The following is a 6,456-nucleotide window of genomic DNA, read 5'->3' as shown; positions in this document are numbered from 1 at the left end:
GCTGGCCGGCTTCGAGGCACAGCGGGAGAAGTGGGAGCAGGAGTACGCCGACGCGCACGACCGCTTCGAGGCCCACCGCGCGGCCGTCGCGGCAGCCGAGGCCGAGGCGGAGGACACCCACGCCTCGTCCGGCTCCAGCTCCAGTTCCAGCCCCAAGGCAGGCTCTTCGGCGACGTCCTACTCCTCGGACTCCAGCGCTACGCCCACGGCTTCTTCGCCGGAGCCGGTTCCGGCGGCGCCGGCCGACGAGACCGGCACGCTGGCCTCGGACGAGGCCCTGGCTGCGCTGCGGGAGAAGCTGACCGGCAACTGAGCCCAGCACCGCCCGACACGACGGAGCCCCGCCGCCCATCAGGGCGGCGGGGCTCAGTCGTTGGTCGCGCTGCGCCGGTCGGCTAGGACTTCGACCGCCGTCCGAACCGCCGAGTGCTCGAGGAGCGGGGCTTCGACTCGGTCGAGCCGGACCCCACGTAGTCGTACTTGCCACTCGACAGGGCCTCCGCGGCTTCTTGGGCCACTTCGCGCCTGAGCAGGGAACGCTCCAGCCGCAGCTTCTCGTAGTGTTCCTCGCGCAGCGACCGCACCAGAGCGAAGCACGCCAGGATCATCACGATGGTGAACGGCGCGGCCACGAGGATGGCCATGGTCTGCAGCGCGGCGAGCCCGCCTTGTGGGTTGCCGCTGGCCGTGCCCGCGATGATCAGCGCCGCCGCGATAGCCCCTTCCAGGATGGCCCAGAAGGTGCGGCTCCACATCGGCGGGTTGGGGCTGCCGCCGGTCGAGATCATGTCCACGACGAACGAGCCGGAGTCCGAGCTGGTGACGAAGAAGACCACGATCATCAGCAGGGCCAGTCCGCTGAGCACGGCGCTGCCCGGCACCAGGTCCAGCATCTGGAACAGCGCGGTGTCGGTCGAGACGCCGTCCTCGGGGTCGATGATGCCACCGTCGCGCATGACCTCCTGGTAGAGGGCGGTGCCGCCCAGAGCGACGAACCACATCATGGTCAGCAGGGTCGGCACCAGCAGCACGCCACCGATGAACTCCCGGACGGTGCGGCCTCGCGAGATGCGGGCGATGAAGATGCCGACGAACGGCGACCAGCTCATCCACCAGCCCCAGTAGTAGGTCGTCCAGCCGCCCAGCCAGGACTCTCCGGCCTCACCCTCATAGGGCATGGTGTCGAAGGAGAGCCGCAGGAAGTTCTGCAGGTAGTAGCCGGTCGCGGCCACGGCTTCGCGGAAGATGAACAGCGTCGGACCCGCGATGATGACGAAGACCAGCAGGAACGCGGCAAGGCCGAGGTTGATGTTGGACAGCCACTTGATACCGGTGCCCAGGCCGGAGGCCACGGAGGCCGTGGCAAGGACCGTGATGCCGCCGATGAGGATGACCTGCAAGGTCGGGGTGTTCTCGAAGAAGCCCAGGAACGACAGGCCCGCCCCGACCTGGCTCACGCCGAAGCCCAGCGATGTGGCGACACCGAACAGCGTGCCCACGATGGCCACCACGTCGATGAGGTCCCCGAGCCATCCCTTGACCCGGTCGCCCAGCAACGGCTCGAGCGCCCAACGCACCGAGACCGGCAGGCCGCGTCGGTGGACGGCGTAGGCGACGGATAGACCGACGACGACGTAGATCGCCCACGCGTGCACACCCCAGTGCAGGAACGTCCGTCCCATCGCCTGGGTGGCGATCTCACCGGCCGAGCCCTCGGTGCCCGGGGGCGGGTTGTTGAAGTGGTTCAGCGGCTCGGCGACGCCCCAGAACATCAGACCGATGCCCATACCGGCGCTGAACAGCATGGCGAACCAGGAGAGCAGGCCGAACTCGGGCCCTTCCTCGTCCTTGCCCAGCTTGATGTCGCCGAAACGCGAGAACGCCAGCCAGGCGCAGAACACCACGAAGCCGAAGGTGATCAGCACGTAGTACCAGCCCAGCGTGCCGACGACCGTGTCGTTGGCCGTGGTGATCCAGCCGGACATCTGCTCGGGGAGCAGAATACTCAGCAGAACGACGACGGAGACGACAGTGGCGGCCGGGCCGAACACCCGCGGGGCGATCTTCGGCGTCACCTTCTCTCCCTCGGGGGTTCGGGCTTCCTCGGTGGTACTCATCGCTCTCCTTGAGGTTGGGGCGGATGCCGCAGCGGCCAACGGGAGATCCCAGTATGCTCGCGCAGCGACATTACACCCGCGAGGGTGGGGGCCATGGGGGCGCCACAAGAGGGCATTCTATCCGAGGCGAGGTCGGTCGGGGCAGGGCTCTACGGTGAGAGCATGCGTCCGACCACAGACCTGCAGCGCACGGTGGCACCGATCCGGGTCGAGTCCGACCTCACCCCCAGCGGTGACCAGCCCGCGGCGATCGAGCAGCTGGCGTCTCGAATCTCCGCCGGAGACAGCGATGTCGTGCTGCTGGGGGCGACCGGCACCGGCAAGTCAGCGACGACGGCGTGGCTGGTCGAGGCCGTCCAGCGCCCCACCCTGGTGATGGCTCCGAACAAGACCCTGGCCGCGCAGCTGGCCCACGAGTTCCGCGAGCTGCTGCCTCACAACGCGGTCGAGTACTTCGTCTCCTACTACGACTACTACCAGCCCGAGGCGTACGTGCCCCAGTCGGACACGTACATCGAGAAGGACTCCTCGATCAACGACGAGGTCGAGCGGCTACGCCACTCCGCGACCAACTCCTTACTGACTCGTCGTGACGTCATCGTCGTGGCGTCGGTCTCGTGTATCTATGGCCTGGGCACTCCGCAGGAGTACGTCGACAGGATGGTGCGCCTGCGGGTGGGCGAGCAGATCGACCGCGACGAGCTCCTCCTACGCTTCGTGCAGATGCAGTACCAGCGCAACGACATGGCGTTCACGCGGGGCACGTTCCGGGTGCGTGGCGACACCGTCGAGATCATCCCGCAGTACGAGGAGCTGGCCGTCCGGGTGGAGTTCTTCGGCGACGAGATCGAGCGGCTCTACACTCTGCATCCCCTGACCGGCGAGGTCGTGCGCGAGGAGCAGGAGATGTACGTCTTCCCCGCCTCGCACTACGTGGCCGGCCCGGAACGGATGGAGCGGGCCATCTCCGGGATCGAGAGCGAGCTCGCCGAGCAGCTGCAGCGCTTCGAGCGCGAGGGCAAGATGCTCGAGGCCCAGCGGCTGCGGATGCGAACCAGCTACGACATCGAGATGATGCGCCAGGTCGGCTCCTGCTCGGGGATCGAGAACTACTCCCGGCACATCGACGGACGTGGCCAGGGCTCGGCCCCTAACTGTCTGCTGGACTACTTCCCCGAGGACTTCCTGCTGGTCATCGACGAGTCGCACGTCACCGTCCCCCAGATCGGGGCCATGTACGAAGGGGACATGTCGCGCAAGCGGACTCTCGTCGAGCACGGGTTCCGGCTCCCCAGTGCCATGGACAACCGCCCGCTGAAGTGGGAGGAGTTCCTGGAGCGGATCGGCCAGACCGTCTACCTGTCCGCGACACCCGGCGACTACGAGGTCGCCAAGTCCCCGGGCGGGGTCGTGGAGCAGATCATCCGCCCGACCGGTCTGGTGGACCCCGAGGTCGTCCTCAAGCCCACGCGGGGCCAGATCGACGACCTGCTCGAGGAGATCGCGCGCCGGACCGAGCGGGACGAACGCGTCCTGGTCACCACCCTGACCAAGAAGATGGCCGAGGACCTGACCGACTACCTGCTCGACAAGGGGGTCCGGGTCCGCTATCTGCACTCCGAGGTGGACACGCTGCGTCGGGTGGAGCTCCTGCGTGAGCTGCGGATCGGCGAGTACGACGTCCTGGTCGGCATCAACCTGCTCCGCGAGGGGCTCGACCTGCCGGAGGTGTCCCTGGTGAGCATTCTCGACGCCGACAAGGAGGGCTTCCTGCGCTCGACCCGGTCGCTGATCCAGACCATCGGGCGGGCCGCACGCAACGTCTCCGGTCAGGTGCACATGTATGCCGACCAGGTCACCCCGTCCATGGCGCAGGCGATCGAGGAGACGAACCGACGACGGGCCAAGCAGCTCGACCACAACCGGGCCCACGGCATCGACCCGACGCCCCTGCGCAAGCGCATCGCCGACATCACCGACATGCTGGAGCGCGAGGACGCGGACACCCAGGCCCTGATGGGAAGCGGGCGCAGCCAGTCACGGGGACGGCGCGGGTCGCACGGCGCCGGGACGGTGGCCGCCGACGCCTCCGTGGCGGGCCTGGGCCGACGCGGGGACGACCTGCCGGCGGCCGAGCTGGCGAGTCTCATCCAGGAGCTGACCTCGCAGATGCACACCGCGGCCGGCGAGCTGCATTTCGAGCTGGCCGCGCGGCTGCGCGACGAGGTCTCGGACCTGAAGAAGGAGCTGCGCCAGATGCGGGAAGCTACCGCCTAGCCCTCATACTGAGGACACCTTCGCCGAGTCCTGCCCTCGGCCCGTTGTGTAGGAAAGGCCCGACATGGAGGTTCCGCAGTGGCTGTGGGCCGTCAGCCTCGGCACCGTCTGCGTGATCCTCCTCTTCGACGTCCTGGTCCTGGGGCGACGGCCGCACGAACCGAGCAAGCGTGAGACCGGCACCGCACTGTCGGTCTATATCGGGCTGGCCATCGCCTTCGGCCTAGGGGTGTGGGTGTTCTCCGGGGGCCAGTACGCCGGGGAGTTCTTCGCCGGATGGCTGACCGAGTACTCGCTCAGCATCGACAACCTCTTCGTCTTCCTCATCATCATGGCGAAGTTCGGCGTGCCCCGGCACCTGCAGCAGCGCGCCTTGCTGATCGGGATCGTGATCGCCCTGGTGCTGCGGGGGATCTTCATCGCTGTGGGGGCAGCGGCCATCAACCAGTGGTCCTGGGTGTTCTACCTCTTCGGCGGCTTCCTCATCTACACCGCCGTGAAGCTCATGCGCGAGAACGTGGGTGACAACACCCACGACGACGAGGAGTTCGAGGAGAACGCGCTGCTGCGATGGGTGGAGAAGCGCTTCCCCGCGACCAAGTCCTGGGACGCAGGCACCAAGCTGCGCACGGTCGAGAACGGCAGCACCGTGGTCACCCCGATGTTCGTCGTCATCATCGCCCTGGGCACCACCGACCTGTTGTTCGCTCTGGACTCCATCCCCGCCATCTTCGGTCTCACTCGCGAGCCCTACCTGGTCCTCATGGCCAACGTCTTCGCCCTGATGGGGCTGCGGCAGCTGTACTTCCTCATCGGCGACCTCCTCAAACGGCTGGTGTACCTGGGAATCGGCTTGTCGGTCCTGCTCGCCGTCATCGGCGTCAAGCTCGTCATGCACGCCCTACACGAGAACACGCTGCCGTTCCTCAACGGTGGGGAGCACATCGAGGCCGTTCCAGAGGTGCCGATCTGGCTCTCCCTCGTGCTCATCGTGAGCATTCTCGGGGTGACGGCGATAGCCAGCCTGGTCAAGAGCCGCCGCGACGTCGCGGCCGGGCATGACCTCCCGGAAGCCCACCTGGAGCAGTTCTCGGCGCGCCCGCATCACCACCACGAGCACCGCGAAGAGCACCACGACGAGGGGCAGGAGGAGCGCAGCCGGCCCCCGGGACGGGGGTAGGAGCGCGACTCTAGCCGCCGGCGGCGGCCGTGGTGTGCCCCCGCGGGCGGGGGCGTCCGAGCACGGTGATGCTGGCCAGGACCACGAGCGCCATCCCCGAGATCTGCAGCGTGTCCAACGTCTGGCCGAGCACCAGCAGCCCGGCGAAGGCGGCTACGGCGGGTTCGAGGCTGAGGAGCACGCCGAAGACCGCGGTGGCCAAACGCCGCAGCGCGAGTAGCTCGAGGGAGTAGGGGACGGCCGAGGACAGCAACGCGACGGTGAATCCCAGCCCGAGCACCTCCCAGTGCAGGACCAGGCCGGCGCTGCGCCCTGCGAGGGCGCTGACCGCCAGCATGAGCACCGCGCCGATGCTCATCGCGACCGCCATCCCGTCCAGCCCGGTGAACCGAGCGCCGGTGCGTTCACTGGCCAGGATGTAGGCGGCCCAGCCTGCGCCCGCTGTCGCCGCCAGGCCCACTCCCACCACGTCGATCTCGGTCCAGCCCACCGAGGCCACCTCGGAGATCAGGACCACCCCGACCAGGGCGGCAACCACGGCGACTCCGTCACTGAGCCTGCGCGAGAGCACCGCCGCCAGGGTCAGCGGGCCCAAGAACTCGATCGTGACGGCGACGCCGAGCGGGAGCCTGGCCAACGAGCCGTAGAAGGCAAGGTTCATGCCCACGAGGGTCAGCGCGAACCAGGTCACCACCATCCAGTCGGACCGGGTTCGACCTCTCACCCGCGGCCGCACCGTGGCCAGCAGCACCAGGGCCGCGAGCACCAGTCTGAGCGCCACGGAGAGCACCACGCCGACCAGCGGCAGCAGCAAGGCCGCCATGGCCCCGCCGAACTGCACGGACACCACGGCGGCCAGCACCAGTGCGACCGGTGGTACCG

At 68.2% G+C, this 6,456-nt stretch carries 4 protein-coding genes and 1 pseudogene; 3 read left to right on the top strand and 2 right to left on the bottom strand.

The features are described 5' to 3' along the window. Positions 1-313 (top strand): annotated as a pseudogene (rpsA, locus tag VJ976_RS04315) (30S ribosomal protein S1); the annotation flags it as partial. An 82-nt stretch (positions 314-395) separates the two neighbouring features. Here rpsA and VJ976_RS04310 read toward each other — a convergent pair. Beyond that, positions 396-2,117, bottom strand: a complete 1,722-nt coding sequence (locus VJ976_RS04310; protein WP_324098883.1) for a BCCT family transporter — start codon at positions 2,115-2,117, stop codon at positions 396-398. Between the two features lie 162 nt (positions 2,118-2,279). Here VJ976_RS04310 and uvrB point away from each other — a divergent pair, with 162 nt between their 5' ends. After that, on the top strand, positions 2,280-4,394 hold the full coding sequence (uvrB, locus tag VJ976_RS04305; RefSeq protein WP_324098882.1) for an excinuclease ABC subunit UvrB: 2,115 nt from the start codon (positions 2,280-2,282) through the stop codon (positions 4,392-4,394). Between the two features lie 64 nt (positions 4,395-4,458). Next, the gene (locus VJ976_RS04300; RefSeq protein ID WP_324098881.1) at positions 4,459-5,574 is read left to right on the top strand and encodes a TerC family protein; all 1,116 of its coding nucleotides are present in this window, start codon (positions 4,459-4,461) and stop codon (positions 5,572-5,574) included. 10 nt (positions 5,575-5,584) lie between these two features. Here the strand turns inward: VJ976_RS04300 and VJ976_RS04295 are convergent, their stop codons facing one another. Then, positions 5,585-6,424: an EamA family transporter gene (locus VJ976_RS04295; protein WP_414693562.1), complete on the bottom strand. Its 840-nt coding sequence runs from the start codon at positions 6,422-6,424 to the stop codon at positions 5,585-5,587. Positions 6,425-6,456: the final 32 nt, after the last annotated feature.

Origin of the sequence: Ornithinimicrobium sp. (assembly GCF_035267225.1) — a bacterium.
Classification (GTDB): domain Bacteria; phylum Actinomycetota; class Actinomycetes; order Actinomycetales; family Dermatophilaceae; genus Ornithinicoccus.
This window is presented reverse-complemented; position numbering and strand designations above follow the sequence as displayed.